Here is a 24715-nt window from a genome sequence, read left to right on the forward strand (position 1 = left end):
ACGTCGTGCTCAACTCCCTGGCCGCCGAGGGCATGGACCGCGGCCTGCGGCTCGTGCGGCCCGGCGGGCACTTCGTCGAGCTGGGCAAGCAGGACCTGCAGACCGACCGGCACCTGCCGATGGGGTCCTTCGCCCACCACGTGAGCTTCCACCTGGTCGACCTGGACACGCTCACCCAGCGGACACCCGAGCGCGCGTACTCGGAGTTCGCCGACGTGGTCGCGGCGGTGCACAGCGGCGTCTACCGGCCACTGCCCTACCGGGGCCACCCCCCCGACCGCGTCGGCGAGTCCTACGAACTCATGGCGCACTCCCGCCACGTCGGCAAGGTGGTGATCAGCCTCGACGACGAGGCCCGGGTGCCGCTCACCGAGCCGGTGGCGCCGATGCGGCTCGACCCCGCCGCCACCTACCTCGTCACCGGCGGCACGAGCGGTTTCGGCGCCGCCACCGTCCAGTGGCTCGCCGAACGCGGCGCGCGGCACCTCGTGGCCATCAGCAGGAGCGGCGACACCGCCCCCGAAGCCGCGGCCACCACCGCGGCCGTGCACGCCCACGGCGCCGACCTGCGCGTGGAGGCCGTGGACGTCACCGACCAGGCCGCCGTGGCGGACCTGATCCGGGACATCGACGCCACCGGCCGCCCCCTGCGCGGGGTCGTGCACGCCGCGATGGTGCTGCGCGACGCGCCGCTGCTCGACCAGGACGCGAGGGCGCTGGCCGAGGTGGTCGAGCCGAAGGTGACCGGCGCCGAGGTGCTCGACCGGCTCACCCGCGACCGGCAGCTGGACTTCTTCTGGCTCTACTCCTCGCTGAGCGGCGTCGTCGGCACGATCAACCAGGCCGGCTACGCGGCGGCGAACCTGCACCTGGAAGCCCTCGCGCGGGCCCGCAGAGCAGCGGGCCTGCCCGCGCTGGCGGTGGCCTGGGGCAGCATCGGGGACACCGGCTACCTCGCCCGCAGCCCTGCGGAGTACACCACCGGGCTGCTGCGGCCGGTCACCGCCCGGTCGTCGCTGCAGGCCCTGGACAAGGCCCGGGACACCGCGCACGCCGCGATCGGGCTCGGCAGGCCGGACTGGTCGGCCGCCGCGGGGCTGCTGCCGGGGGTCGCCGCGGCGCGGTTCGGCCTGGTCGTGACCGGGGCGGGCACGGACGCCGAATCCGCCGGGCGGGCCGCCAGGGACGCCATCCGCCGGGCCGGCGCCGAGCACGCCGTGGCACTGACCTCCGACGCCGTCGCCAGGGTCGTCGCCCACGTCATGCAGATCGCGCCGGAACGGCTCGACCGCAAACGGCCCGTGCACCAGCTCGGCCTGGACTCGCTGCTGGCGGTGCACGTCCAGGCGGAGCTGTGGCGCGTCCTGCGGTGCGAGCTGACCAGCGTCCGGATCATGCCCAGCAACGGGATCGACGAGCTGGCCGCGGCCATCTACCCGCAGCTGGCCGCCGAGTCCGCGGGGAGCGCCGGGTGAGCCCGCCCGCGGTCCTGCTCACCGGCGCGACGGGCTTCCTCGGGGGCGCGATCTGCGCGGAGCTGTTGCGCGACGGCGACACCACGGTCCACTGCCTGGTCAGGGGCGCCAGCGATACGGGGGCGCTGGCCCGGCTGCGCCGACACGTCTCGGCCTACCTGCTCGGCGAGCCGGTGGACGAGCGGCGGCTGGTCGTGGTCCGGGGGGACGTCACCGCGGCCCGGCTGGGACTGCCCGCACCCGTCTACCAGGAGCTCGCGACCACCGTGGGCGCGGTCTACCACTGCGCGGGCTCGGTCAACCTGGCCGCGGAGTACGACTCCCTCGCCCCCACGAACGTCGGCGGCACGCGGAACGTCCTGGCGTTCGCGCGGCACCGCGGGGACAAGGCCGTGCACCACGTCTCGTCCGCCGCGGTGTTCCTGCGCGCCGCGCGACAGCGACGCCGGGTCGTCCGCGAGGACACCCTCCCCACCCGGCAGAGCAGCGACGTCGTCGGCTACACCCGGACCAAGTGGGTGGCCGAGGCCGAGGTGCGGCGCGCGGGCCTCGACGGGCTCCCCGTCGCGATCTACCGCCCCGGCCTGGTGCTCGGGCACAGCACCACCGGCGCGTTCTCCGACACCGAGCTGTCCGTGCGGCTCATCCGCGGCGCCATCGCCGTCGGTCGCGCCCCCACGACGGACTGCGAGGTCCCCGCCGCTCCGGTGGACCACATCGCCCGAGCCGTAATCGCGCTGTCGCGGCGGCCGGAGGCCATCGGCCACGCCTGGCACCCCAATGTCCCGCTGCCGATCGCGAGCGTCTTCGCCCACGCCGGGTCGCTCGGCTACCCGCTGCCCGCGTGCACCGTCGAGCAGTGGCGGCAAGCGCTGCTGGGGAGGGCCGACCAGCTCTCGGCCTACCTGGTGCTCGCGGTGTGGGAACTCATGCGGTACCTGCTCGTGCCGACCGAGCAGTACCGCCCACCGGCCGTGGACTGCACGGCCACCAACGACCTGCTGGCCCGGTGCTCGGTGACGCCACCGGAGCTGGGCGAGCGGTTGTTCGGCACGATCATCCGCAGGATCGCCGCCGACGGCCTCGTGCCGTCGCCGCCCCACGAGAGGGTCCCATCCCCATGACCGACATGATCGCCTCCCCCAGCCTCGACGATCGGCTGCACAAGTCATTCGGGTTCTTCGACGCCGACGGCAGCGGGTACGTCGACTACGACGACACCGTCGCCATGGCCGCCCGGGTCACCAGCGCGTTCGACGTGGCGCCGGACTCGGCCAAGGGCAGGGCCCTGGCCAGCGGTTTCGAGGTGTTCTGGCACTCCCTGCTGACCGGGCTCGACCTCGACGGCGACCGCCGCATCAGCCCCGACGAGTACCGCGCGGGCATGATGAGCGCGTTCGGCGCGGCCGAGGGCGACTTCGAACGCGGCCTGCGCCCTGTGGTCGTCGCGATCATCGACGTGGCGGACACCGATGACAGCGGCGTCCTCGAACGCGCGGAGTTCCAACGCCTCCAGCAGGCCATCGGCAACCCGCAGGCCCACGCCGCCGAGGCGTTCACCAAGCTCGACCGCGACGGCAGCGGAACGCTCAGCCGGGACGAACTCGTCCAGGCGGCCCGCGACTTCCACACCGGAACCGACCCCGACGCGGCGGGCAACTGGCTGTTCGGCCCCGCCTGACGCCGGACCCGACCACGATCAAGCCCACGGTGCTGTTCTTGTGCGTGCACAAGAACAGCACCGTGGTGACCGTGAGTGCCGGGTCCTGACCTCGCTGGACGGACCCGGCGTGCCCGCGGTGTGTGATCTGACTCGCGCTCGCGCCTTCCGCACTTGACCGAAGGCAAAGACTCAATCAATATTGAGTCAATGAATACTGACTGGTCCTCCGAGCTGGTGGCGCGGGCGCGCGTCCACGCCGCGCTGGGCGAGCCCGCGCGGTTGGCGATCGTGGACCGGCTGCTGCTGGGGGACGCCTCGCCGAGTGAAGTGGGCGCGGAGTTGGGGTTGCCCAGCAACCTGCTGGCGCACCACGTCAAGTTGTTGGGGCAGGCTGGACTGGTGGAGCGGTCGCGGTCAGAGGGCGATGGCCGCCGCACCTACCTGCGGCTGCGTACGGCGGCGCTGGCCGGGCTGGTGCCCGCCGGGGTGCGGCAGGCGCGGCGGGTGGTGTTCGTGTGCAGCCGCAACTCTGCCCGCTCGCAGCTGGCGGCGGCGTTGTGGGCCAAGCGCAGCGCGGTGCCCACCGCCTCGGCAGGCACCGCTCCCGCCGAGGCGGTGCACCCGCTGGCGGTGGCCACCGCCCAGGCCCACGGCCTGTCACTGGCCCGTGCCCGTCCTCATCACGTCGAGCAGGTCGTGCGCCCGGACGACCTGGTGGTGGCCGTGTGCGACAACGCCCACGAGGAACTCGACCCAGCGGACCGGCTGCACTGGTCGGTGCCCGACCCGGCCGCGGTGGGCACCGAGGAAGCCTTCGACTCCGCTTTCCGGGACCTGGCCGACCGGGTCGAGCGCCTGGCCCCTGCCGTCCACACTCCCTGACCTCCCCGCACCCCACAGCACAGCCCGAGAAGGAGTCGCGATGACGCGGCCGTTGTTCCGCACGCTGCTGGCCGAGTTCCTCGGCAGCCTGCTGCTCGCCGCGCTGGTGATCGGCTCCGGTATCGCCGCCCAACGCCTGTCCCCCAACGACGTGGGCCTGCAACTGCTGGAGAACGCCGCCGCGACCGCCGTCGGGCTCTACGCGATCATCCTGATCTTCGGGCCGGTCAGCGGCGGGCACTTCAACCCGGTGGTGTCCTTCGTGGACGCCGCGTTCGGTGGCCTGTCCTGGCGCCGCTTCCTGGCCTATGTCCCCACTCAGGTGCTCGGGTGCGTATCCGGGGCGGTCGTGGCGAACGTGCTGTTCGACGCCGCGCCGGTCAGCATCTCCACCACCGCGCGCGCGAGCTGGCCGCACGGCATCTCCGAGGTCGTGGCCACCCTCGGGCTGCTGCTGGTGATCTTCTCCCTGACCCGCTCCGGCCGGGCGGAACGCGCACCCGCCGCGGTCGGCGCCTACATCGGCGCGGCGTACTTCTTCACCAGTTCCACCAGCTTCGCCAACCCCGCCATCACGGTCGGGCGTGTGTTCAGCGACAGCTTCGCCGGGATCGCCCCCGCCTCGGTGCTTCCGTTCGTCCTCGCGCAGATCGTCGCGGCCGTGATCGCGCTGCCGCTGCTGCGCGGCCTGTACCCGGATGCCTCGGCGCGCGCCGAGGACGTTGTCCTGCCCCACCTGAGCGAGCCCACCGTCAAGGGACGGCTATGACCGCACCGTCACAGGTCCCGCCCGCACCGACGACTTGCCACCTCACCACCGGCGCCCCCGCGGCGACTGACAGCGAAGGAACGGTGTGATCGACATGTCCCAGACCGAGATCCCCGAGACCGGCACTGCCGAGACCAGCACTGCCGAGGCCGGTGTGTCCCCCTCGGGCAAGCCGTCGGTGCTGTTCGTGTGCGTCCACAACGCGGGCCGCTCGCAGATGGCCGCCGCGTGGCTGTCGCACCTGGCCGGGGACCGGGTGGAGGTCCGCTCCGCCGGGTCCGCCCCGGCCGATCGGGTCAACCCCGCCGTGGTCGAGGCCATGCGCGAGGTGGGCATCGACATCTCCGCCCAGACCCCGAAGATCCTCACCTACGACGCGGTCCGCGAGTCGGACGTGTGCGTCACGATGGGCTGCGGCGACGCCTGCCCGGTCTTCCCCGGCAAGCGCTACCTGGACTGGAAACTCACCGACCCGGCGGGCCAGGGCGTGGCGTCGGTCCGCCCCATCCGTGACGAGATCAAGGCCCTGATCGAGGGCCTGATCGCCGAGATCGCCCCCGCGCCTGCCGCCGCCGAGGGAACCACAGCGTGAGCGCCGTGAGCGCATCGGTCCGTGAGGTCGTGGTCGTCGGCTCCGGCCCCGCCGGGTACACCGCCGCCCTCTACACCGCCCGCGCCCAGCTCGCGCCGCTGGTGTTCGCCGGGTCCGTCTCCGCGGGTGGGGCGCTGATGACCACCACCGAGGTGGAGAACTTCCCCGGCTTCCCGACCGGCATCGACGGCCCGGACCTGATGGCCGGGATGCGCACCCAGGCCGAGCGGTTCGGCGCGGACATCGTCGACGACGACATCGTCGCCGTCGACCTCACCGGCCAGGTCAAACTGCTCACCGACACCACCGGCGCCGTCCACCGCGCCAAGGCGGTGATCGTGGCCACCGGCTCCGGGTACCGCAAGCTCGGCCTGCCCCACGAGACCGAGCTGTCCGGCCGCGGGGTCTCCTGGTGCGCGACCTGCGACGGGTTCTTCTTCCGCGACCGCGACATCGCCGTGGTCGGCGGCGGGGACACCGCGATGGAGGAGGCCACCTTCCTCACCCGCTTCGCCCGCTCGGTCACCGTCGTGCACCGCCGCGGCGCGCTGCGCGCCTCCAAGGTGATGCAGGACCGGGCCGCCGCCGACCCGAAAATCACCTTCGCCTTCGACAGCGAGGTCGCCGAACTGAAGGAGGCGGGCGGGGTGCTGGCCGGGGTCGTGCTGCGCGACGTGATCACCGGCGCCACCCGCGACCTGGACGTGACCGGGTTGTTCATCGCCATCGGCCACGACCCGCGCACCGAGTTGTTCACCGGCCAACTCGACCTCGATAAGGCCGGCTACCTCAAGGTCGACTCCCCGTCGACGCACACCGACATCCCCGGCGTGTTCGGCGCGGGAGACGTCGTCGACCACACCTACCGACAGGCCATCACCGCCGCGGGCAGCGGGTGCGCGGCCGCGCTGGACGCCGAGCGCTACCTGGCCGCCCTCGCCGACACCGCGGCGGACACCGCCGCGGGGGAACCGGTCGGGGCGCACTCCTGACCTTGGGACAGCAGTGACCGTCATCGTCATCGGCGGCGGCCAGGCAGGGCTGGCCGCCGGCTACCACCTCCGCCGGACCGGGGTGGACTTCACCATCCTCGACGCCCAGCCCGAGCCCGGCGGGGCGTGGCGGCACGGCTGGGACTCCCTGCGCCTGTTCTCCCCGGCCCGGCACAGCTCGCTGCCGGGCTGGCCGATGCCGCGCTTCCCACACGAGGGCTACCCGACCGCCGGTCACGTCGTGGACTACCTGACCGCCTACGAGAAACGCTACGACCTGGCCGTTGAGCGCCCGGTCCGCGTGCGGTCGGTTGTCCGGGTCGACGGCGGCCACGACGTCGACGGCCGCTTCGCCGAGGCGGTCATCAGCACCACCGGCACCTGGTCGCGGCCCTTCATCCCCGCCGCCGCCCGCGGCCTTCCCGGGCGACAGCTGCACACCGTGGACTACCGCAACCCGCGGCAGTTCGACGGGCAGCGCGTCGTTGTGGTCGGTGGCGGCAACTCCGGCGCCCAGATCGCCGCCGACCTCGCGGGCCACGTCGAGCTGACCTGGCTCACCCAGCGCCCACCCCGCTACCTGCCCGACGAGATCGACGGCAAGGCCCTGTTCGACATCGCCACCCACACCCCCGGCGGCGTGGGCGCCCTGGGCGACATCGTCGCCGTCCCACCCGTGCGCGAGGCCCGCGACCGCGCCCTGCTCACCGCCCACCCCCTCGACCGCGACGTCCTGGCCGCCGCCGACGCGGTCATCTGGTGCACCGGCTTCCGGCCCGCGCTGGCCCACCTCGCACCGCTGGGCCTGCGTGACCGCGACGGGCACGCGCACGGCGAAGCGCGCCTGCGCCTGCTCGGCTACGGCGACTGGACCGGCCCCGCCTCGGCCACCCTCATCGGCGTCGGCCCGACCGCGAAGACCGCCGCGCACGCCATCGCCCACCAGTTGGGCGTGACCGGCCGGAGGTGACCACGCCCCACGCGCACTCCGGGCATCGGGACAGGCGCGGCGTGGAGCGAGGGCCGTGGGTGTCGACGCCGATGTGTTCCCCCCTGGGGAACGAGCGGGGAGCCCGACCGGTGTCGGGCTCCCCGCTGTCGTCGGCGGGTGTCAGGGCCCCGCGACGGCCTGGGCCTTGGGGTTGCGTTCGAAGATGGACCAGAACGAGGACGAGCAGTAGGCGCAGCCGGGGCCGAAGTACAGGCCGCGGGCCTGTTCGTCGCCCATGAGGTGGAGGCGGAACCACGCGGTGACGGTGCCGTGCAGGGCGGGGATGCCGTAGTGGTCGGCGCCGCGCTGCTCGGCGTAGATGGCGGGGACCTGGGTGGCCTGGCGGTAGGTGTTGCGGACGGTGGTGGGCGTGACGACGGTGTCGTTCTGGCCCGCGATGAACAACGCGGGGCCGCGCAGCCTGCTTGCGCTGCTGAACGCGAGGGGGTAGATCGGGGCGATGGTGTCGACTCGCGGGTCGGCCCCGGCGTCGACCGCGGCGCCGCCGCCGAAGGAGTGGCCGGTGGCGCCCACGGTGGACAGGTTGACCTTGCCCTGGAAGACGCTGCCCGCGCGGCTGTTCTCGGTCGTCAGGTAGTCCAGGCCCTGCAGCATGGGGCCGCCGGTGCCCGCGTTGCCTTCCGCCGCGGCGACGACGAAGCCGTGCGAGGCGAGGTGGTTGAGCAGCGGGACGTAGCGGTCGAGCCCGGAGCGGGCGCCGTTGTTCCACAGCACGACCGGGTGGGTGGCGCAGCCCAGGGTGCCCAGGGCCACCGGTCGGAAGACGGTGGTGCCGCGCCCGTTGGACGCGGAGGTCACCGCGAACGGGCCCGCGGCGGCCCACTGGCCGTTGACCGACGAGCACGGCGAGGTGGGCGGGGTGGTGGTGGGCTGCGTCGTGGTCGGCGTGGTGCTGGTGGCGGTCGGCGTGGTGGTCGTGGTGGGCGTCTGGTTCTCGTGGTCGACGATGACGTTCCTGATCTGGTTGAACACGCCGGTGTCGCTGGGGAAGCCGGCATGGCCGATGCACGTCGGCGTCTGCAGGTTGGCCGCCCCGGACAGCTCCGCCGAGGTGCTGGGATTGACGTTCCAGTCGCAGGTGGAGCGCTGAGTCGTGTACCGGACGGTGGGAGAGCCGGGGACCTCGGTGCCCGCGTTGAGCGCGGCCAGCCAGGGCGAGCCGATGGCGAACTGCCTGCACGAGACGTAGGTGTTCTGGCACATGGACGCGGTGGTGGTGCCGTGGTGGGGGCCCGCCATCGAGAAGTACAGCGAGACCTTGTCCTGGGCGCCGGGGGTGTTCTTGAGGTAGGAGCGGGCCGCCAGGGTGGAGGCCGACCAAGTCACCAGCACGACCTTGCGGGCGCCGGTCCGGGACAGCACGCTGTCGACCTTCTGGCCGATCTCCTGCCCGGCCCGGGTGAGGTCACCGGTCATGCTCGTGCTGTCGGTCCAGGTGTCGACCCGGTCCGCGCGCCACCCCGCGTTGACGAACTTGGTCCTCATCGGCTCCATGTACTGCGTCGTGCCGGTCATGCCCGGAATGATGACCACCGGGTCGTGCTCGACGGCCGCCGAGGCCGTGCCCGCGGCGAGGTCGGCGCGGGCCTGCGACGAGATCCCGACCAGTGACAGCGTGGCCGCCACCGCGGCCAGCACCGCGAGCAGCGCCGCCCCGCGGCCGCGGTCAACGGCACGTGTGTGACTTGTGGACATTGGGAGCCTCCAGAAAGGGAGTGGTGCAGGGAATTCACAGGTGATCCGGGTCACGCTGTTTCACCGATGTTACGAACGCGAAAACGACACCACCATGGACTCGCACACACTCTTGGGACGCCCGCGCATGTCGCGGACCACACACCCGTGGGAACGGGCGTACGAGCCGCCCCCTTGGCAGGCTCGTACGCCCGTGGCTCAGCGCGCTGCGGAGCGGGTGGCGGCGAGGTTGCGGCGGATGCCGGAGACCAGGCGACCGGCCACCTCGGCGGCGCGGTGCCCGGTCCAGGTCAACATGCCCTGGCGGGTGGCCCGCCCGCGGTGCCCGTCGGCGAGGAGCCTGTCCAGCACGGGGAACGATTCGGTGGCCGTGGACAGGTGCGGCGCCAGGCTGGCCAGGATGGAGCGGGTCAGGTCGAGTCCGATGTAGTCGGCGTTCTCCATCGGGCCGACGGCCGCGAGGCGCAGGCCGAAACTCATGCGTACCACCATGTCGATCGTCTCGGCGTCGCAGACACCCTCGTCGAGCAGGTGGAGGGCTTCGCGCACCAGGGCGAACTGCAGCCGGTTGCCGATGAAGCCGGGGACGTCGCGGTGCAGGCGGACCGCCGTCTTGCCCAGCGCGGTGATCAGTTCCTCGGCGCCCTGGACCAGTCGCGGGTCGGTGGCGGCGCCGGGGGCGATCTCGACCAGGGGGATGAGGTGGGCCGGGTTCCACCAGTGGACGCCCACGAGGCGCTCGGGGTGCCGCATGCCCGCGCCGATCCCGGTGATCGAGAGCACCGAGGTGTTCGACCAGATCGGGGTGCGCGCGGGGACGGCCGCTTCCACGGACGCCATCACCTCGTGCTTGACGGCCATCCGCTCCGGCACCGCCTCCACGACGACGTCGGCCTGGTGCAGGACCGCGTCGAGGTCGGGGGCGGCGTTGACGAGGTCCGCCACGGCCGTCCTCGCCGACTCGGGTGTCCCACTCAGCTCCAGCGCCTTGTCGACGCGGTCGCGCAGGTCCTCCAGCGTCGCGGGGTCCGGGTCGTAGAGCCGGGCGTGGTGGCCGCCCTGTGCCAGTGCGACGGCGATCCCGTGCCCCATGAGCCCCGCACCGACTATGCCGAATAGCGCCATGGATCTCCTTCGCTCGAAGGTCAACCGGTGTGGGAGCCGCAGGCGCGCGCGGGCGCGACGCGGGCTGGATCTCCAGTTGTGTCATCGAGGTCAACGCTGGGCGAACACCCGTCGGCCGACAATGTGGCCGCACACATAGGCGGTGCGTGTTTTGCGTGCCCGGCCACATTGGTCGGCGATGACGCCCGGCTTAGCGTTTGCGGCCGTGCGCTGCCGGTCATGGAGACCACGACTCCACCATCTCCGAACACCGGCGCCGATCAGCCCGCCCGCGGGTACGACGAAGGAGTCCCTGATGAGCACAGCCGCCGCGCCGCCGACCCGGATGGGCCGGGTGGTGGCCGCGAGCCTGGTCGGCACCGCCGTGGAGTGGTACGACTTCTTCCTCTACGGCTCGGCCGCCGCCCTGGTGTTCAACAAGCTGTTCTTCCCGCAGAGCGACCCGCTGGTGGGCACCATGCTCGCCTTCCTCACCTACGCGCTCGGGTTCGTCGCCCGCCCCTTGGGCGGCTTGGTGTTCGGGCACTTCGGCGACCGCCTCGGCCGCAAGAAGCTGCTCATGGTCAGCCTGGTGATGATGGGCGTGGCCACCGCCGCGATCGGTCTGCTGCCCACCTACGCCGACATCGGCGTGTGGGCCGCGGTGCTGCTGACCGTGCTGCGGCTGGTGCAGGGCTTCGCCATCGGCGGCGAGTGGAGCGGCGCCGTGCTGCTGGTCAGCGAGCACGGATCGCCGCGGCGGCGCGGCTTCTGGGCGAGCTGGCCCCAGGCCGGTGTCCCGATCGGCAACCTGCTGGCCACCGCGGTGCTCGCGCTGCTGGCCGCGACCATGGACGACGAGACCTTCCTGGCCTGGGGCTGGCGCGTGCCGTTCCTGCTGTCGGCCGTGCTGATCGGGCTGGGCTACTGGATCCGCTCGTCCATCGAGGACGCCCCGGTGTTCACCGAGGCCCGCGCCAAGGCCGAGGCGGCCGGGGGCGAGGACCGGCGGATGCCCGCGCTGGAGGCACTTCGCCGCCACCCCAAGCAGATCGCCGTGTGCATCTCGGCGCGGATGGTGGAGAACATCTCCTACTACATCATCACCGCGTTCGTCCTCACCTACGTCACCACCCACCTCAGGCTGGACAAGTCGGTGGCGCTCAACGCGCTGCTCCTGGCCAACGTCGTCCACCTGATCGCGATTCCCGCTTTCGGCGCGTTGTCCGACCGCGTCGGGCGCCGCCCGGTCTACCTGGCGGGAACCATCGGCATGGGCGTGTGGGCGACGGTGTTCTTCCCGCTGCTGGACACCCGGGACGGGTGGCTGCTCACCCTCGCCGTGGTCGGCGGGCTGCTCGTGCACGCGGCGATGTACGGGCCCCAGGCCGCCTTCTTCGCCGAGCAGTTCGACACCGCGGTCCGCTACTCCGGCACGTCCATCGGGTACCAGGTCAGCTCGATCATCGCGGGCTCCCTGGCGCCGCTGGTCGCCACCGCCCTGCTGTCCCACTACGGCAGTGCCACACCGATCACCCTCTACGTCATCGTCGCCGCTGTCATCTCCACGGCGGGCGTGCTCGCCGCCGCCGAGACCCGGCACCGCGATCTCGCCGAGGTGTCCGCCCGATGAGCCCGACCCGAGCCCCCGACACGCGCGCCTGACTTGACCGCGGCACACGACACCGGAAAGGACCGACAGTGACGGACGAGAGCTTCTCGTGGGGACGGGAACACCGGATCGCCACCGACTACGCGGCGCGCCGCCTGGGACACCGACCCGAACCGGTCGCCCCCGGCGATTTCGGCGTGGTCTGGGCGAACATGTCCCGTGGTCTCCACCTCGGCGAGCTGCGCGAGCTGCCCGCGCTCGACAACGCCTTCGACGACTGGCTGCGTGAACACACCGCCGCGCCGTCGCGGCCGTGTCGTGTGCGCCCGGCATGGCAAGGCCCGCGCAGGCATGTGTCCGCGCACGTGAACGGTCACCGGCCATACCTGGCCTGTGGTCCCCGCAACGAGGCCAGGGAGGCAACGTGAGAAGGCACTGGGTCGCAGTCCCGGTCGCGGCGCTGGTGTGCGGCTCCTCGCTCATCCCGCCCGCGCAGGCGCAATCGGCGACAGCGGGATGTGGGCACCTCGACGGGGTCGTCGTCCCCGCCCGGGCCATCGGCCTGCCCACCACCGGCGGCGAGGTCACCGGCGTCCGGGTGGTCGCCGCCTCGGGCCGGGGTCCCGCGGCCGTGGGCGCGCACTGCCGGGTCGACGCCGTCGTCCACCCGGTCGACCCGGCCGCTCCCGACATCGAGTTCCAGGTCGCCCTGCCCACCCGCTGGAACCACAAGGTGGTGATGTTCGGCGGCGGGGGGTACGACGGCACCATCCCCGACATCGCGGGCACCGTGCCGTTCGGGCCCGCCGACCAGCCCACCCCGCTGGGCCGCGGGTACGCGACGTTCGCCAGTGACTCCGGGCACCAGGCCGCGCCGGGCTTCACCCCCGCCCGGTCGCTGGACGGGTCGTTCGCCGTCAACGACGAAGCGCTGCGCAACTTCGCCGGGGACGCGGTGAAGAAGACCCGTGACGCCGCGCTGTTCCTGGTGGGCGAGCGGTACGGGACCCGTCCGGCGCACAGCTACTTCGCGGGCGGCTCCAGCGGCGGTCGGGAGGCGTTGGCGGCCGCGCAGCGGTGGCCCACCGATTTCGACGGGGTGATCTCGGCGTACCCGGCGTGGAACGCGGCGAGCTTGGACCTGTTCTTCGGTTACCAGGCGCAGGTGCTCTCCCGGCCGGGGGCGTTCCCGGGCCCTGCCAAGCAGGCCCTGTTGTACCGCGCGGTGGTCGAGGCGTGCGACGGTCGCGACGGTGTCCGCGACGGGGTGGTCTCCGACGAGGCGGGCTGCCGGTTCGACCCGCGGTCGCTGCGCTGCGCGGACGGCGCGGACCTGGGCGACTCGTGCCTGTCCGACGCGCAGATCCGGGCGGTGCGGGCGTTGTCGGGGCCCGTGCGGTGGAGCTACCCGCTGGGCAGCGGCGAACGCGGGTACCCGGGATTGCCGTTCCTGTCCGGCGCGGACATGACGACACCGCTGCTGGGCATGGGTACCCACGCCCCCGCCAACCCGATGCCCAAGTCCGCCGGGTACGGCGTGCAGTTCTGGGATCAGTGGGTGAAGCACTTCGTCACCCGCGACCCGGGTCACGACTCGCTGTCACTCGACCCGCTGCGTCCCGGCGCGTGGCAGCGGCGTATCAGCGAGCTGTCGCGGCTGCAGGACGTCAACGACCCCGATCTGCGGCGGTTCGCCCACGGTGGCGGCAAGCTGCTGCTGGTGCACGGCACCGCCGACGAACTGGTCAGCCACCGGTCCACCGTGGACTACTTCCAGCGGGTCGAGAAGACCGTGGGCAGGGGTGCGACACAACGGTTCGCCCGGCTCTACCTGGTGCCCGGCGCCAACCACGCCAACGTCGACGCGGCCTTCGCCGCGGGCTGGGACTCGCTGACCGCGCTGGAGGACTGGGTGGAGCTCCACCGGCCGCCCGCCCGGCAGGTCGTGACCGACAAGAACCCCGCCGCGGCCGGGCGCACCCGACCGCTGTGCCAGTACCCGACGTGGCCGCGCCACACCGGAGCGGGCGATCCCGACTCCGCGCGCAGCTACGTCTGCACCAGGTAGGCGTGCCTGCCCGCCAGATGTGTCGACACGGCGTGCGCTCCCGCGTTTCGGCGGTGGGGGCGCACGCCGTTCGCGCTCACCGCAGCAGCTCCGGCCTGCTGATCCGCAGCAGCCGCAACGCGATCTGGACCTCCAGCAGCCGGTCGGGCTCGCGCCACGCCTCGCCCATCAGGTGCCCGATCCGGGCCAGCCGCTGGGCGACGGTGTTGGCGTGCAGGTGCAGTTTCTGCGCGGTGCTGGAGACGCTCTGGCCGGTCGCGCAGAAGGCGCCGAGCGTGCGCACCAGGTCCGAGCCGCGCTCCCGGTCGTAGTCGAGCAGGCAGCCGAGCACGGCGTCGACGAACGAGCCGAGGTCGCGCCTGCTGCCGAACAGCACGCCCACCGCGCCCAGCTCGGCGGCGTCGGCGCCGTCGCCCGCGCGGCCCAGCGCGACCATGGCCCGCGCGCAGTCAGCCGCCTCCCGGTACGCCTCGGCGACGCTATCGAAGCCCTCCGCCGACGCCGCCCCCGCGGTCATCGGCCGTGCCGCGGTGGACAGGTCGCGGACCACCGCCCGCGCCTGCTGCCCGGCATCGGTGCCCGGCAGCAAGAGCACGACCTCGTCCTTGCGGCAGCTCGCCAGGCCGCCGCAACGGCGGGCCATCGCCGCCGCGGCGGCGTGGTGGTGGTCGCGTCCCCGGCTGTCGGCCCGAGCCACCACGACCACGTGCCGGGCATCGAGGTCGACGCCCAGCAGCGAGGCGCGGTGGCGCAGCAGGTCGTCCCGGGGCGGTGACGGGGAGAGCAGGTCCTCGAGCAGCTCGCCGCGCACCTGGGCCTCGGTCTCGGCCATGCGCTGCCGCGTCACCAGCACCAGGGAGGCCACCAGCGCCGTCGCTTCCAGGGTGCGCCGGTCGATGTCGCCGATCGCGGTGGCGCCGGTGAGGGTCATGGTGCCCAGGTAGTCCGATTCGGTGATCATCGGCACCGCGCACGTGGTGTCGCCCACGACCGTGTGCCCGGCCTCGCGCGCGGCACGGGCGACCGCGACCAGGTCACAGGACTCCACGGCGGCGCGGTCACCCGCGCTCGTCACCGCGGCGCCGTCCCGGTTCACCAGCGCCACTCCGCCGCCGCCGATGGACTGCGCGGCGGCCTCGACCACGTCCTCGACGCCCTTGCCGTCCAGCATCAGGCGGGTGAGGCGCTCGTGCACCGCCGCGCTGCGTTCCAGGTCGTCGGCGTGCGAGCGGATGGTCGCGTTGGCCACGCGCAGGTCGTCGGCCGCCGCGCGCGCCTCACCCAGCAGCCTGCTGTTGTCGATGGCCACCGCCGCGTGCGCGGCCAGCATCGACAGGGCGTTGACGTCCCGGCCGCTGAACGTGCGCTGTTCGCGGTGCGCGGCCAGGAGCACGCCGATCACGTGCCTGCCGAGCACGACCGGCACCCCCAGCAGCGAGCACATCTTCTCCGCGGCCACGGTCCGGTCGATCTCCGGGGTGCGGATGATCGACTTGTCCTCGTGGTAGGACAGCACCCCGTAGGGCGCGCGGGTGCGGGCCACCATGCCGCCGACCCCCGTGCCGCTGGGCAGCCGCAGCTCCCGCAGCAGCCCGGAGATGTTCCCCGACGCGGCCTTGATGTAGCTGTCACCGCGGTCCCGGTCGCTCAGGCTGATGTAGGCCAGGTCGCAGTCCAGCAGGCGGCGGGCCCGATCCGAGATGGCCTGCAGGATCGGGTCCAGGTCGTGCAGCGCCGCCAGGTCGTTGGCGGTGTCGTTCAGCAACTGCAGCTCAGCTTGGTGGCTGCGGTGTCCAATAAGGATCTCGCGAATCCGCAAAGCCAGCGCGCGTTCCCGCTCCAACTCCGCCAACCGCTCCGGCGGCGCACCCTCCACACGGGCCCGGACCAGTGGCTCATCGAAGTCGCCAACCCCGGTCTCCGACGCCAACAGCAGTTCCAGGTACGGAGCGATCCCCACCGTCACGGTCTTCCTCCCACATCGACGCCGTCGTCGAGCCGCACCCAGCCGGCACGCTGCCCAGCCGAGTCGCGGCGGCTCACATTACGCACCTCCCACCGCGCCGTTCATGTGCGCGGACCCGCAGCTTCCCGACTCCGCATGTGCCCTGCGGACATATTGCACGCCCACCCTCACCTCTATGGCAACCCCCAGCGCCCTTCACGACCAACCACTGTGGGGTCGGGACACAGTCCACCACCCATTACTGTGAGTAAGGTACATATCGGTCGAGTGAAATCCTGTCCACAGCAGACCCATAATCGGTGTCGAAGCCTGCCGAACGTTGCGGGTGTTTGATCCAGTGGCTGCTTGTCACCACCCGATCAGCCGGCAGGCGCTGCCGGGTGGGTGGAGCCTGCCCGCTTCTGGCGGCGGTAGTTGACGACGGCCAGCAGCACCGCCAAGGCGAGGAGGATCAGTCCGCGCAGCCACACGGTCGCGCTGATCTGGGTCAGCAGCAGTGCGCATGACCCGATTCCCAGCCACGGGAACGCCGTGGGGACGCGGAAGTGGTCGGTGTCCGCCGAGTCCCGGCGCAGGACGAGGACGGCCACGTTGACGACCGTGAACACGATGACCAGCAGCAGCACCAGGGTCTCGGCCAGCGCAGCGACCTGTCCGGTCAGGGCCAGCAGCAGGGACAGCGCCGAGGTGGCCAGGACCGCGACCCACGGCGTGCGGCGGTTGGGCAGCACGCGGGTCAAGCCGGACGGGAGCAGGCCGTCCCGGGCCATGCCGTAGGCGAGTCGGGAGGACATGATGCCGGTGAGCAGGGCGCCGTTGGCGACCGCGATCAGCGCCACCAGGCCGAACAGCCAGGTCGGCACCCCGCCCGCGGCGCGCACGACCTCCAGCAGCGGGCCGCTGGACTCGGCCAACCGCTCGGTGGGGACCGACGCACTGGTGACGAGCCCGATGAGCAGGTAGACCGCGCCCGCGGTGGCCAGTGCGCCGAAGAGCGCCCGGGGGAACGAGCGGCGGGGGTCCTTGGTCTCCTCGGCGAGGTTGACCGAGGTCTCGAAACCGACGAACGAGTAGTAGGCCAGCACGGCCCCGGCCAGCACGGCGCCGAACGGGTTCTCGCCGGGGGAACCGACCTCGGCGAGCCGACCGGTGTCGCCGTCGCCGCGCACGATGATCCACGCCCCGAGGCCGACGACGAGCAGCAGGCCGCCCACCTCGATGACGGTCGCGACGACGTTGGCCCGCAGCGACTCCTTGATCCCGTGGATGTTGAGCATCGCCAAGCCCGCCAGGAACACCGTGACCACCAGCGCGACCGGCAGCGAGACGAACTCCGCCAGGTAGTCGCCGCCGAACGCCCGAGCCAGCGCCGCGACGGACACGACCCCCGCGGCGAGCATGCAGAACCCGGTGAACGACGCCGCCGCCGGGCCGAACGCCAGGTTCGCGTAGTGCGAGGCTCCCCCGGCCCGCGGGTACTTGGTCGCCAACTCGGCGTAGGAACCGGCGGTCAGCGCGGCCAACCCGAGTGCCAGCAGCAACGGCAGCCACACGGCGCCACCGGACGCGCCGGTGACCTCTCCGATCAGGACGTAGACGCCCGCTCCCAGGATGTCGCCGAGGATGAACGTGAACAGCAGGGGCGTGGACACCGCGCGCCGCAGAGGGACCGACATGTCCCAAGTCTCATGCGCACACGCCCGCCCCGCACGACATGGCGCGCGGGGCCAGGTTTCGCGGATCGCGGCAGAAGCCTTGTTGGGACCAGTCCTCGTCGGTGAGCGGTCTGGTGAGCTGGTCGCGGAAGGTCGTGACCGACCTGACCGTGACCGACGTTCCGCAAACCGCACGGCGTCCCCACCAACGCTGGTCAGGTCCGTCCGTGGTTACGAGGCGAGCCACACAATGGACGCCGTTTCGTCCGTTCCCGCGCCGATTGACACTTATTACCCGGCAGCCCGAAATCGTGCGGTCCGGCAAGTAGGCAACACCGCCAGTGTGTCTACTGTGGTCATTCGGTATTCCGCTGGTTCCGAGTCCACACGATCCAACCGGTCGCGGCTCGGTGCTGGTGTCGAGGCGGCGGACGACGTTTCGCGGGTAGCGTGTGCCGCGGTCACGCAGCTGTCCTGGAGGTCGACGATGCGCTCGTTCCGCACGCCCGACGGCGTCACGCTCGGGGTCGAGCACTTCGGCGACGCGGCGGCGCCCCTCGTGCTGCTCGCGGGCGGAGTGACCATGCTCTCCTGGCCCGACGCGCTCTGCGCGGCACTCGCGCGCGGCGGACGTCACGTCGTGCGCTACGACCTGCGCGACTCCGGCACGTCGACAACCGTCGACCCCGAAGCGCCCGCGTACACGCTGCGCGACCTCGCCGCCGACGCCGCCGCGCTCGACTGCACACCACGCTGGCGTGAGCGCCTGCCCGAACTCGCGTTGCCGACGCTCGTGGTCCACGGTCGCCACGACCCGTTCTTCCCCGTCGGCAACGGCAAGGCGCTCGCGCGCGAGATCCCCGGCGCCCGGCTACTGGTGCTCGACCACGCCGCGACCGCGATCCCCGACACCGCCGCCGACGAGGTCGCCACGGCGATGCTCGCGCTGTAGCGGGCCGTGGACCACACACGCGGCGGCGCCGGTGGTCGGGTCGGTCGCCACAGCCTTGTCCGACCTGCTTGTCCGGCTGGGTCGGCGTCGAACACGACAACCCCGCCGCCAACGGCGCCACCGTCTGCCCACACCGCGTCAACGGCGAGACCTCCAGCGACAAACGTGGCAGGCACCGGCCGAGCGCGAGCACCAAGACCACGGCGAGCACCCGCCGCAGCGGCCCACAACCGGTCGCCCGTGGACAGCCTTGGGCGTGCCGCTCGGCCACCGGGTCACTAGTTGATCGGGTAGCGGTTGCCCTGGATCTGCCGGGGATTAGCCTTCACCCGTGATCGAACCTGGAGGAGCAATGAGCCACACCCCGCCGACCCGTCCGGGGGCGCGGCGTGGCACCTCCGAAGAGACAACGCTCCCACCCGGTGCCAAGTTACGGCAGGGTCTCGTGGACTGCGCCGTCTACCGGGACGGGCACCGCGTGCCGGGGACCTGGACGCCCCGGGAGGCCCGGGAGCACACCGCCACCGGCGACGGTTTCGTCTGGATCGGGCTCTACGAGCCCTCCGCCGACCAGCTGGCGGAGATCGCCTCGGTGTTCCAGCTGCACGAGCTGGCCGTGGAGGACGCCGTGCTCGCCTACCAGCGACCCAAGCTGGAGCGCTACGCCGACACCCTGTTCCTGGTGGTCAAGACCGTCACCCACGTCGCCCACGACAGTCCGGCCAGGGCCAACGAGATCGTCGAGACCGGCGAGATCATGGCGTTCCTCGGCGGTGGTTTCATCATCACCGTCCGCCACCGCGACCACTCCCACCTCGGCCTGCTGCGCGCCGAACTCGAAGCCGCCCCCGAACGCCTCGCCCTGGGCCCCGCCGCGGTCCTGCACGCCATCACCGACCACGTCGTCGACGACTACCTCGCCGCCACCGAAGCCTTCGAACACGACATCGACGACGTCGAGGCCCAGGTCTTCGCCCCCCGCAGCCCGATCGGCCCCGAGCAGATGCACCTGATGAAACGCGAGGTCGTCGAGCTGCGCCGCAGCGTGCTGCCCCTCGCCGCGCCCCTGCGCGTCCTCTCGGGCGGCGGCCACCACCTGATCTCCCCCGCCGTGCAGTCCTACTTCCGCGATGTCGCCGACCACCTCGACCTCGTCGCCGAGCGCATCACCGGCTTCGACGAGATCCTCACCACCCTGCTCAACGCCACCCTCGCCAAGGTCACCATCCAGCAGAACAGCGACATGCGCCGGATCACCGCCTGGGCGGCGGTCATCGCCGTCCCGACCATGGTCTTCGGCATCTACGGCATGAACTTCGACCACATGCCCGAACTGCACTGGCGCTACGGCTATCCGCTCATCGTCGCCCTCACACTGGTGGCCTGCCTTATCCTCTACCGCATGTTCAAACGCAACCGATGGCTCTGACCCCACCTCGACCACGAAAGCAGGCCCGATGAGAAGGCTCAGCCGCCCCCTGTTCTGGGTGGTGCTCTTCCTCATCGGCTGGCTCACCCTGATCACGGTCCAGATCTCACTGGGCATGGGCACCGCGCCACCGGCTCCCTGACCCAGGGGCCCGCTCGCTCACAGACCGCGGCGGGTCGCTCCCGGCGCCTGTCCGGGTTGGTCGCGGACCTTGGTCGAGGAGGCGAGCTGCCAGGGCACGCTGGTGACCATGACCCCTGGCTGGAACAGCAGCCTGCCCTTGAGGCGCAGCGCGCTCTGGTTGTGCAGCAGTTGCTCCCACCAGCGCCCGACGACGTACTCGGGGATGAACACGGTGACCACGTCGCGGGGGTTGTCGGTGCGGATGCGCCTGACGTAGTCGAGGACGGGTTTGGTGATCTCGCGGTAGGGCGACTCGATGACCTTGAGGGGGATGGAGAAGGTGGTCTGCCTGTTCCAGGCGTCGACGAGTTCCCGGGTGTCGCGCTCGTCGACGTTGACGGTGACGGCTTCGAGGACGTCGGGGCGGACGGCCTTGGCGTAGGCGAGTGCCCGCCGGGTGGGCCGGTGCAGCCTGGACACCAGCACGATGGCGTGGTTGCGCGAGGGCAGCACCGCGGGTGACTCGTCGTCGGTGCGGAGTTCGTCGCCGACCTGGTCGTAATGCCTGCGGATACCGCTCATGACGACGTAGATGACGGCCATGGCGGCCAGGGATATCCACGCGCCCTGGGTGAACTTGGTGATCAGGATGACGGCCAAGACCAGGGCGGTCATGGTGAAGCCGAAGGCGTTGATCGCCTGGGATCGGCGCATCCGCCCGCGCGCGGCGGGGTCGGTCTCGGTTCCCAGCAGGCGGTTCCAGTGGCGGATCATGCCGCTCTGGCTGATCACGAAGGACATGAACACGCCGACGATGTAAAGCTGGATCAGGCGGGTGACCTCGGCGTCGAAGGCCACGACGAGGACGACGGCGAACCCGGCGAGGAAGACGACGCCGTTGGAGAACACCAGCCGGTCGCCGCGGGTGTGCAGCTGGCGGGGCAGGTAGCGGTCCTGGGCGAGGATCGAGCCGAGGACCGGGAACCCGTTGAAGGCGGTGTTGGCGGCCAGGACCAGGATCAGCCCGGTGAAGAAGATGACGTACCAGGTCGCGGGCGGGAACCCGGCGAAGACGGCGTTGGCGAGCTGGGCGATCAGGGTCTTCTGCTCGTAGTCCGCGGGCGCGCCGATCAGCTGGTGCTCCGGGTCCTCGGCGACCTGGGCCCCGGTGAGCCGGGCGAGCATGATCAGACCGAGGAACATGGTGACCGCGAGCAGGCCCATCATCAGCAGCGTGGTGGCCGCCTTGCGCCCCTTGGGTTTGCGGAAGGCGGGCACACCGTTGGCGATCGCCTCGACCCCGGTCAGCGCGGCGCTGCCGGAGGAGAAGGCGCGCAGGATCAGGAAGGCGAAGCCGAGTCCGGCCAGGGCGCCGTGCTCGTCGACCAGCTGGAAGTCGGCGCTCTCGGCGCGGACGTCCCCGCCCAGCGCGTACACCCGCACGAGCGCCCACAGGATCATCCCGAGGACGCCGATGACGAAGGCGTAGGTGGGGATGGCGAAGGCCGTGCCCGACTCCCGCACGCCGCGCAGGTTCATCGCGGTCAGCACGAGGATGGCGGCGACGGCGAACTCCACCTTGTGGGTGGCCACGAACGGCACGGCCGAGCCGATGTTGGCCGCGGCGGAGGCGATCGACACCGCCACGGTCAGCACGTAGTCCACGAGCAGGGCGCTGCCCACCACCAGTCCCCACCGCGGCCCGTGGTTGACGGTGGCGACCTCGTAGTCACCGCCACCGGAAGTGTAGACCCGCACGTTCTGCCGGTAGGAGGCCACCACGGCCACCATGACCACGGCCACCAGCAGGCCGATCCACGGGCTGAACACGTACGCCGAGGCCCCCGCCACCGAGAGGACCAACAGGATCTCCTCGGGGGCGTACGCCACGCTCGACATCGGGTCGGAGGCGAACACCGGCAGAGCGATCCGCTTGGGCAGCAACGTGTGCGCCAGTCGATCGCTGCGGAACGGCCTGCCCACCAAGAGTCGCTTGGCGGCAACGGTGATCTTGGCCATGGCCTAGGCTTCCGTCCGACCCGTGGCGGACCGCGCGGTCAAGAACACGATGCGGTCACCCTCGGCGACCCGCTGCCCCGCGGCCTCGGACTCCCAGCCGCGCCCAGGCCCCCGTAGCAGCCCGATGGCACTGGGCGCGCAGTCACGCAGCAGACACCCGACCTCGAACGGCCGCACCGGGCGTTCGGCGATCGACCAGCGGGCCGCACCACCAGGACCCGCCATGGACACATCGGACACCGCGTGACCCAGTGCCGCCCCGGTCGCCTCGGAAGTGACGATCGCGCGGTCAGCACCATGACTCCGCACGAGCGGAATGTGCACACGATGCCGCACAGCGGTCACGATCGTCGCGCTCGGACACCGCTCGCGGACCACTATTGTGCTCAGCAGAGCGGTCTCATCCGGCCCCACGGCGACCACCACGTGGTCAACGTGCCCGACGACCGCCCGGTCGATCACATGACAGTCGGCGGCGTCCCCGAGAACCGTTCGGGCTCCCAGGCGCCCGGCCCGCTCAACCGCGCCCGCGTCCCAATCGACGACCACGAGACCGCCCGCCGCGACGCCGATGTCCAGCAGGTGCCGAGCGGCATTCGCGCCAACCACACCGAACCCGATGACCAGTCCCCGCACACGCACCCCCCGACCTCGACGGAAACGTAGCGGGGCATCAGCACCCCGCCCCAACCTTGGCGTCGGTCTTGACGAGACCTTGACGAAGCCGGCGACGCCGCTGACGCCAAACACACGCCAATACTCGCCGCGTTCAAGCACCTCATCCCGCTCGACCACAGGAAAACCAAGCACACCAAGGCGTCAAGAAAGCATCAAGACCCGACGCCAGCGGCGCCGAATCAATCCGCGTACCGCCCTCGCCGAGACCAGGACCGGTCGTTGACTCGCGGTGGGGGGCGTCGCCTCTGCGGCGGCCGCGCTCTTGGTGTTCGCACCGTTGCCCGTGCACGCGGCGCCGGGCGATCTCACCTGCACGGAGAACGAGACGGTGCCCTACTCCACCGGCCTGCTGACCACGCGCCGACCGGTGGACGTGAGCGTGCACAACGTCCTCTCCCGCACATCCCTCACCGACCCCGCCATAACGCAAGGGCACGTGCGGGCGACCATCCACGGCCTCAACCGCTCCTGCACCGACCTGGCCGCGTCCGGCAGCGGCTCGTACACCATCACCTGGAACACCGGTGAGACAAGCACGATCAGCTACAACCGCTCCGCCAACTACGTCCTGGGAGCGCTGGTCATCGTGGAGAACGGGACGGTGACGGCAGGCAAGTTCACCGGCGACTCCACCACCCACAGCCGATCCGCCGCTTGCGTCCCGTCGACCCCGCGCTGGCGCCGACGCGCGTTCGGGCTCGTCAACCCACTCGGGCAATTCAGTCACCGGGTAGCACGGGTTCATCGTCAGTGGCGGTGACGCGCTCCTGGTTTCCGGTAGCTGCACAACGCGCCACCGCAAGGGTAGGTCATTCCACAATATGGAAGACGTTGCCGCGGTTGGTCGCGCTGTGACTGGATGAGGCACCGGCCCAGCGGCTGGATCGGAGGTTGCGCGTGGCCTTGACAGTCGCGCTCGTCGGGCGCCGCGTGGTCGGCATGTGGCGGCTGTGCGACAAATCGAAAACCGGGAGGCTGAAGTCGTGACATCGTCGCTTGCTGTCTTGCCTGAAGTTCACCCTGACGTGGACATGCCGGAGCTGCGGGACCTGTTGTGCCCGGAGCGGGAGCTCTGGAGCGCGGGTCAGCTGCGGTTGCTCACCCGGCGGGTGTCCACCGAGTTGACGACCGCGCTGCTGGTAACCGCCCGTTACCGCTCTGACCAGCGGTGGTGGGTGCGGTTGGCGCTGACCGGCGGGGTGGAGCTGTGGCTGTTGTCGTGGCTGCCGGGGCAGGCCACGCGGCCGCATGACCACGGTGGCGCGTCCGGGTCGTTCACCGTCGTGCGCGGTGCGCTGTCGGAGACCTTCCGCTACCCGCGAGGCGCGGTGCAGCGCGGGGTGCGGCGGCTGGGTGAGACGGTGGCGTTCGGCGGGGGACGGGCCCACGTCATGGCGAACGCGGGCGCCGAGGCGGCGTTGAGCGTGCACGCCTACTCACCGCCGCTGATGCCGACGCGGGAGTATGAGTCCCTGGCCGAGATCCCGGCGGTTCGCAACGCCGTGTCCCTGGAGGTGTCATGACTGTCGAGGCCCTGCTGACGCAGGCCCGCGCCGAGATCGAGCGGGTCGACGCGCTCAAGGCGCACCAGCTGCAGCGGGAGGGCGCGCTGCTGGTGGACATCCGCCCGCACCACAACCGGCTGGCCGAGGGGGAGGTCCTCGGCGCCCTCCCGATCGAGCGGATCGTGCTGGAGTGGCGGCTCGACCCGCGGGGCACGCACCGCATCCCGGAGATCTCCCCGGGGCGCACGGTGATCGTGTTCTGCAACGAGGGCTACGCGTCCAGCCTGGCCGCCCGCGACCTGCGGCTCGTCGGGCTACCGCACGCGACGGACCTGATCGGCGGGTTCAGGGCGTGGGCGGAGGCGGGCCTGCCCGTCACCGACGGTGGTTCGCCTGCCATCACCTAGGCCGTGTCTCGAAGTCGTGTGTGCTGGTCCGGCGTGTTGTTGATCAGATAGGTGAGGTCTCCGGTAGACGGGTTAGCGACCAAGCAAACCAGTGACTACCGGAGACCTCGTGGCCAG

Annotated in this window: 22 protein-coding genes; 16 read left to right on the forward strand and 6 right to left on the reverse strand. The window is 71.6% G+C overall.

Translation table 11 applies throughout. The features are described from left to right. Nucleotides 1–5 precede the first annotated feature (5 nt). The 8 genes from ACTG9Q_RS31980 (at nt 6) to ACTG9Q_RS32015 (ending at nt 7343) form a co-directional block, all read left to right on the forward strand. The gene (locus tag ACTG9Q_RS31980) at nt 6–1475 is read left to right on the forward strand and encodes an SDR family NAD(P)-dependent oxidoreductase (RefSeq protein WP_455576687.1); all 1470 of its coding nucleotides are present in this window, start codon (nt 6–8) and stop codon (nt 1473–1475) included. Then, complete coding sequence (locus ACTG9Q_RS31985; protein ID WP_455576708.1) at nt 1472–2599, forward strand: thioester reductase domain-containing protein; 1128 nt, start codon at nt 1472–1474, stop codon at nt 2597–2599. Before ACTG9Q_RS31980 ends, ACTG9Q_RS31985 begins: the two co-directional genes overlap by 4 nt. Further along, on the forward strand, nt 2596–3156 hold the full coding sequence (locus tag ACTG9Q_RS31990; protein ID WP_455576688.1) for an EF-hand domain-containing protein: 561 nt from the start codon (nt 2596–2598) through the stop codon (nt 3154–3156). Before ACTG9Q_RS31985 ends, ACTG9Q_RS31990 begins: the two co-directional genes overlap by 4 nt. Nucleotides 3157–3345: 189 nt before the next feature. Beyond that, nucleotides 3346–4020: an arsenate reductase/protein-tyrosine-phosphatase family protein gene (locus tag ACTG9Q_RS31995; protein WP_455576689.1), complete on the forward strand. Its 675-nt coding sequence runs from the start codon at nt 3346–3348 to the stop codon at nt 4018–4020. A gap of 40 nt (nt 4021–4060) precedes the next feature. Beyond that, on the forward strand, nt 4061–4789 hold the full coding sequence (locus tag ACTG9Q_RS32000; protein WP_455576690.1) for an aquaporin: 729 nt from the start codon (nt 4061–4063) through the stop codon (nt 4787–4789). 94 nt (nt 4790–4883) lie between these two features. After that, complete coding sequence (locus ACTG9Q_RS32005; protein ID WP_455576709.1) at nt 4884–5381, forward strand: arsenate reductase ArsC; 498 nt, start codon at nt 4884–4886, stop codon at nt 5379–5381. 5 nt (nt 5382–5386) lie between these two features. Then, nucleotides 5387–6373, forward strand: coding sequence for a thioredoxin-disulfide reductase (gene trxB, locus ACTG9Q_RS32010; RefSeq protein WP_455576691.1), 987 nt, complete (start codon nt 5387–5389; stop codon nt 6371–6373). 13 nt (nt 6374–6386) lie between these two features. After that, nucleotides 6387–7343: an FAD-dependent oxidoreductase gene (locus ACTG9Q_RS32015; protein ID WP_455576692.1), complete on the forward strand. Its 957-nt coding sequence runs from the start codon at nt 6387–6389 to the stop codon at nt 7341–7343. A gap of 141 nt (nt 7344–7484) precedes the next feature. On the opposite strand, the gene ACTG9Q_RS32020 is transcribed toward ACTG9Q_RS32015, so the two are convergent. Continuing rightward, nucleotides 7485–9080: a poly(ethylene terephthalate) hydrolase family protein gene (locus tag ACTG9Q_RS32020; protein ID WP_455576693.1), complete on the reverse strand. Its 1596-nt coding sequence runs from the start codon at nt 9078–9080 to the stop codon at nt 7485–7487. Between the two features lie 198 nt (nt 9081–9278). Next, complete coding sequence (locus tag ACTG9Q_RS32025; RefSeq protein WP_455576694.1) at nt 9279–10205, reverse strand: 3-hydroxyacyl-CoA dehydrogenase family protein; 927 nt, start codon at nt 10203–10205, stop codon at nt 9279–9281. Nucleotides 10206–10500: 295 nt separating this feature from the next. On the opposite strand from ACTG9Q_RS32025, the gene ACTG9Q_RS32030 reads away from it, so the two are divergent. The 3 genes from ACTG9Q_RS32030 to ACTG9Q_RS32040 all read left to right on the forward strand — a co-directional run bounded on the left by ACTG9Q_RS32030 (nt 10501) and on the right by ACTG9Q_RS32040 (nt 13864). Continuing rightward, nucleotides 10501–11817, forward strand: coding sequence for an MFS transporter (locus tag ACTG9Q_RS32030; RefSeq protein ID WP_455576695.1), 1317 nt, complete (start codon nt 10501–10503; stop codon nt 11815–11817). Between the two features lie 68 nt (nt 11818–11885). Beyond that, nucleotides 11886–12224 (forward strand): hypothetical protein, encoded by a 339-nt coding sequence (locus tag ACTG9Q_RS32035; protein WP_455576696.1) that lies wholly within the window; start codon nt 11886–11888, stop codon nt 12222–12224. After that, complete coding sequence (locus ACTG9Q_RS32040) at nt 12221–13864, forward strand: tannase/feruloyl esterase family alpha/beta hydrolase (protein WP_455576698.1); 1644 nt, start codon at nt 12221–12223, stop codon at nt 13862–13864. Before ACTG9Q_RS32035 ends, ACTG9Q_RS32040 begins: the two co-directional genes overlap by 4 nt. Nucleotides 13865–13940: 76 nt before the next feature. Here the strand turns inward: ACTG9Q_RS32040 and ACTG9Q_RS32045 are convergent, their stop codons facing one another. Together ACTG9Q_RS32045 and ACTG9Q_RS32050 are read right to left on the reverse strand one after the other, a co-directional pair. Further along, nucleotides 13941–15824 (reverse strand): helix-turn-helix domain-containing protein, encoded by a 1884-nt coding sequence (locus tag ACTG9Q_RS32045; protein WP_455576699.1) that lies wholly within the window; start codon nt 15822–15824, stop codon nt 13941–13943. A gap of 365 nt (nt 15825–16189) precedes the next feature. Next, a complete protein-coding gene (locus tag ACTG9Q_RS32050; RefSeq protein ID WP_455576700.1) occupies nt 16190–17506 on the reverse strand; it encodes an APC family permease in 1317 nt (438 codons plus the stop codon). A 466-nt stretch (nt 17507–17972) separates the two neighbouring features. Here ACTG9Q_RS32050 and ACTG9Q_RS32055 point away from each other — a divergent pair, with 466 nt between their 5' ends. Then, entirely contained in the window at nt 17973–18437 is a 465-nt protein-coding gene (locus ACTG9Q_RS32055; protein ID WP_455576701.1) for an alpha/beta fold hydrolase, read from the forward strand. A gap of 445 nt (nt 18438–18882) precedes the next feature. Further along, nucleotides 18883–19866, forward strand: a complete 984-nt coding sequence (locus ACTG9Q_RS32060; RefSeq protein ID WP_455576702.1) for a magnesium and cobalt transport protein CorA — start codon at nt 18883–18885, stop codon at nt 19864–19866. Between the two features lie 159 nt (nt 19867–20025). Here ACTG9Q_RS32060 and ACTG9Q_RS32065 read toward each other — a convergent pair whose 3' ends face one another. Both ACTG9Q_RS32065 and ACTG9Q_RS32070 read right to left on the reverse strand, forming a co-directional pair. Beyond that, nucleotides 20026–22008 carry an APC family permease gene (locus ACTG9Q_RS32065; protein WP_455576703.1) on the reverse strand — a complete coding sequence of 661 codons (1983 nt, stop codon included), beginning with the start codon at nt 22006–22008 and terminating at the stop codon, nt 20026–20028. 3 nt (nt 22009–22011) lie between these two features. After that, complete coding sequence (locus tag ACTG9Q_RS32070; RefSeq protein ID WP_455576704.1) at nt 22012–22644, reverse strand: NAD-binding protein; 633 nt, start codon at nt 22642–22644, stop codon at nt 22012–22014. A 319-nt stretch (nt 22645–22963) separates the two neighbouring features. On the opposite strand from ACTG9Q_RS32070, the gene ACTG9Q_RS32075 reads away from it, so the two are divergent. The 3 genes from ACTG9Q_RS32075 (at nt 22964) to ACTG9Q_RS32085 (ending at nt 24598) form a co-directional block, all read left to right on the forward strand. Then, on the forward strand, nt 22964–23446 hold the full coding sequence (locus tag ACTG9Q_RS32075) for a hypothetical protein (RefSeq protein ID WP_455576705.1): 483 nt from the start codon (nt 22964–22966) through the stop codon (nt 23444–23446). Between the two features lie 271 nt (nt 23447–23717). Further along, entirely contained in the window at nt 23718–24209 is a 492-nt protein-coding gene (locus ACTG9Q_RS32080) for a cysteine dioxygenase (RefSeq protein ID WP_455576706.1), read from the forward strand. Beyond that, complete coding sequence (locus tag ACTG9Q_RS32085) at nt 24206–24598, forward strand: rhodanese-like domain-containing protein (RefSeq protein ID WP_455576707.1); 393 nt, start codon at nt 24206–24208, stop codon at nt 24596–24598. Before ACTG9Q_RS32080 ends, ACTG9Q_RS32085 begins: the two co-directional genes overlap by 4 nt. Nucleotides 24599–24715 lie beyond the last annotated feature (117 nt).

It is taken from the genome of Actinokineospora lacus, from assembly GCF_053813445.1.

What these genes read in the sequence shown, in the direction of transcription:
- ACTG9Q_RS31990 (WP_455576688.1), top strand. Translation starts at nt 2,596, where the DNA reads ATGACCGACATGATCGCCTCCCCCAGCCTCGACGATCGGCTGCACAAG.
- ACTG9Q_RS32065 (WP_455576703.1), bottom strand. Translation starts at nt 22,008, where the DNA reads ATGGCCAAGATCACCGTTGCCGCCAAGCGACTCTTGGTGGGCAGGCCG.
- ACTG9Q_RS32080 (WP_455576706.1), top strand. Translation starts at nt 23,718, where the DNA reads ATGCCGGAGCTGCGGGACCTGTTGTGCCCGGAGCGGGAGCTCTGGAGC.
- ACTG9Q_RS32025 (WP_455576694.1), bottom strand. Translation starts at nt 10,205, where the DNA reads ATGGCGCTATTCGGCATAGTCGGTGCGGGGCTCATGGGGCACGGGATC.
- ACTG9Q_RS32000 (WP_455576690.1), top strand. Translation starts at nt 4,061, where the DNA reads ATGACGCGGCCGTTGTTCCGCACGCTGCTGGCCGAGTTCCTCGGCAGC.
- ACTG9Q_RS32055 (WP_455576701.1), top strand. Translation starts at nt 17,973, where the DNA reads ATGCGCTCGTTCCGCACGCCCGACGGCGTCACGCTCGGGGTCGAGCAC.
- ACTG9Q_RS32020 (WP_455576693.1), bottom strand. Translation starts at nt 9,080, where the DNA reads ATGTCCACAAGTCACACACGTGCCGTTGACCGCGGCCGCGGGGCGGCG.
- ACTG9Q_RS32050 (WP_455576700.1), bottom strand. Translation starts at nt 17,506, where the DNA reads ATGTCGGTCCCTCTGCGGCGCGCGGTGTCCACGCCCCTGCTGTTCACG.
- ACTG9Q_RS32030 (WP_455576695.1), top strand. Translation starts at nt 10,501, where the DNA reads ATGAGCACAGCCGCCGCGCCGCCGACCCGGATGGGCCGGGTGGTGGCC.
- ACTG9Q_RS32005 (WP_455576709.1), top strand. Translation starts at nt 4,884, where the DNA reads ATGTCCCAGACCGAGATCCCCGAGACCGGCACTGCCGAGACCAGCACT.
- ACTG9Q_RS31995 (WP_455576689.1), top strand. Translation starts at nt 3,346, where the DNA reads ATGAATACTGACTGGTCCTCCGAGCTGGTGGCGCGGGCGCGCGTCCAC.
- ACTG9Q_RS32085 (WP_455576707.1), top strand. Translation starts at nt 24,206, where the DNA reads ATGACTGTCGAGGCCCTGCTGACGCAGGCCCGCGCCGAGATCGAGCGG.